Consider the following 2,090-nt stretch of genomic DNA (forward strand, 5'->3'; position numbering starts at 1 on the left):
AAATGCCATGGTTGGATGATGTAATGCCTAATGTCCCTGTAAATCTACAGGTGGAAGCAAAATCTGATGGTGTTTTCCTGAACTGGGAGAAGCCTATGCTTGCTGTAGATGGCGAAACGGCATCAGGTTATGTCATCTATCGCTTTGAAGAAAGAGAGCGAATAGGTGTGCTGAACCCTAAAAATATTTTAAACATCAGCTTTGAGAATTTCACCACCTATATTGACACCAATATAGAGAAAGGTAAAAGATATACTTACCTGGTGACCGCATTAGACCGTTTGAAAAACGAAAGTGATGCCGGTGGTCCTGTCGGGGTTGAAGCGCGCTAAAAAAGAAGTATACAAATTTTTAAATGATGAGGCTGTTTCGTTGATCAAACGAGCAGCCTTTTGTTTTTATACTAAAGTTAAATGATAGTGAATACATACATAACCCATTAGTAACCCATCAGTAACCCATTTCAGTGTAGAAAGACTGATTTAATAGGGGTTTGCTACGGGTTTCCTACCGGAAATCCGAAGAGAAACCCGTATCAGACAGGTGTGAGGTAAATGGTTTGGGTTAGGGATGTATAAGCTTTCCCCAAGTAATGGGTAAATTATCAATAAGGTGTTACTCGGGAAACTATTTATAGAAGAAACCTGTACCCATTTTGGAGGATACAGGTTTTTATTTTAAACCTTGATAAAGATTTTCTTTTTGTACATGATGTACAGAATGATGAACCAGAAGATGATTTGTGTAAGGGCCCATGCCAGTGAAGCATTGACTGGCGAAAAATAAGGGCTGTAGTAGTGGTGGTAAAACCAGGTCTGAGCGCCTATTTCTGTTCCTTCTACGGTTTGTACCTTGAACATATTGATGGTTCGCGGCAATAAGCCCGACAGAAAAAATACCGTAATGGCATTGACGCCATATACCACAAAAGGGGTTGTAAACTTTGTGTAGCGTTGCACATCAATGAGCCAATAGCTTAAGGCTAAGATAATGGTGGCCAATCCTCCGGTATATAAAACAAAAGAACTTGTCCATAATGATTTGTTCATAGGGAATTGTAAGTCCCATAATAAACCTGCAAAAACAGCAAGCGCTCCTGCAGAAAAGAGCCAGGCAATTTTAGTTGCCGGGTCAAGGTCTTTGCGTTTGAGGTATAAGCCCACTAAAACTCCAAAAAGGCCTGTGGCAATGGCAGGAATAGTGCTGAATAAACCTTCAGGATCCCATGTTTTAGCAGCTTTCCATAAATGTGCTTCTGTAAGTATAGAGCGGTCAATCCATGCGCCTAAATTGGTTTCTTTTTCCAGGTTAGCATAACCTACGTGTGGAACAGGTACAAAGGTCATCATGACCCAGTAAAAGGCCAGCAAGCCGATCATGATTTTAAAGATGTTCATCTCTGAATTTTTGAGGAAGATCAAGGTGGCGAAGAAAAAAACCAGGGCTATACGTTGTAAAACCCCCGGGATACGCACATGTTGAAAAGCTTCTATTGGCGAGGTAAACACTTTTGGGTATAAGGAAAGAAACAGTCCGAGGCCAAATAAAATCAGTGCCCTTTTCAAAGCCTTCAACAGCAGTGATTTGTGTTGAGTAGGGTCCATCTTTTTGCTGCCCATGGCATAAGCAATAGAAACCCCTACGATAAACAGAAAGAAAGGAAAGATAAGGTCCGTCGGTGTGCAGCCATTCCATTCAGCATGTTTTAAAGGAGCATAAATGTTACCCCAGTCGCCGGGATTATTAACCAGGATCATGGCGGCTACCGTAGCACCCCTAAAGAAGTCTAAAGAAAGTAAACGTTGTGTTTTATTTTCCATAGCCCTTAAAATTTCCATCTTACAAAGGCTTCCATGGCTTCATATTCTGCCAAACCCAGTTCATCATAAGCTTTTGCCGTTTCGCGGTTGCGGTCTTCAGCACGTCTCCAGAATTCACGAGCATCATCACCCGGAAAAACAGCGCGATCTTTCTGCGACTGGTGTTTGAAGATAGCATATTTCTTTTTCTCGAGTTCTTGTGGACTCAAAGGTACGGCCATTTCAATTTCATGGGTTTCAAATTCCTGCCATGCCCCGCGGTACATCCAC

The 2,090-nt window shown here is 41.8% G+C and carries 1 protein-coding gene and 2 pseudogenes; 1 reads left to right on the forward strand and 2 read right to left on the reverse strand.

Annotation, left to right across the window (positions count from 1 at the left end):
- Window positions 1-332 (forward strand): annotated as a pseudogene (locus ACR2F7_RS13805) (glycoside hydrolase); the annotation flags it as partial.
- 345 nt (window positions 333-677) lie between these two features.
- Here ACR2F7_RS13805 and ACR2F7_RS13810 read toward each other — a convergent pair.
- Together ACR2F7_RS13810 and ACR2F7_RS13815 are read right to left on the reverse strand one after the other, a co-directional pair.
- Complete coding sequence (locus ACR2F7_RS13810) at window positions 678-1,820, reverse strand: acyltransferase family protein (RefSeq protein ID WP_432714138.1); 1,143 nt, start codon at window positions 1,818-1,820, stop codon at window positions 678-680.
- A 5-nt stretch (window positions 1,821-1,825) separates the two neighbouring features.
- Window positions 1,826-2,090 (reverse strand): annotated as a pseudogene (locus ACR2F7_RS13815) (glucosamine-6-phosphate deaminase); the annotation flags it as partial.

It is taken from the genome of Pedobacter sp., from assembly GCF_045628745.1.
Lineage (GTDB): Bacteria > Bacteroidota > Bacteroidia > Sphingobacteriales > Sphingobacteriaceae > Pedobacter.

Bases quoted from the DNA above. Each gene is read 5' to 3' on its own strand.
- ACR2F7_RS13810 (WP_432714138.1), bottom strand. From the start codon at position 1,820: ATGGAAAATAAAACACAACGTTTACTTTCTTTAGACTTCTTTAGGGGT.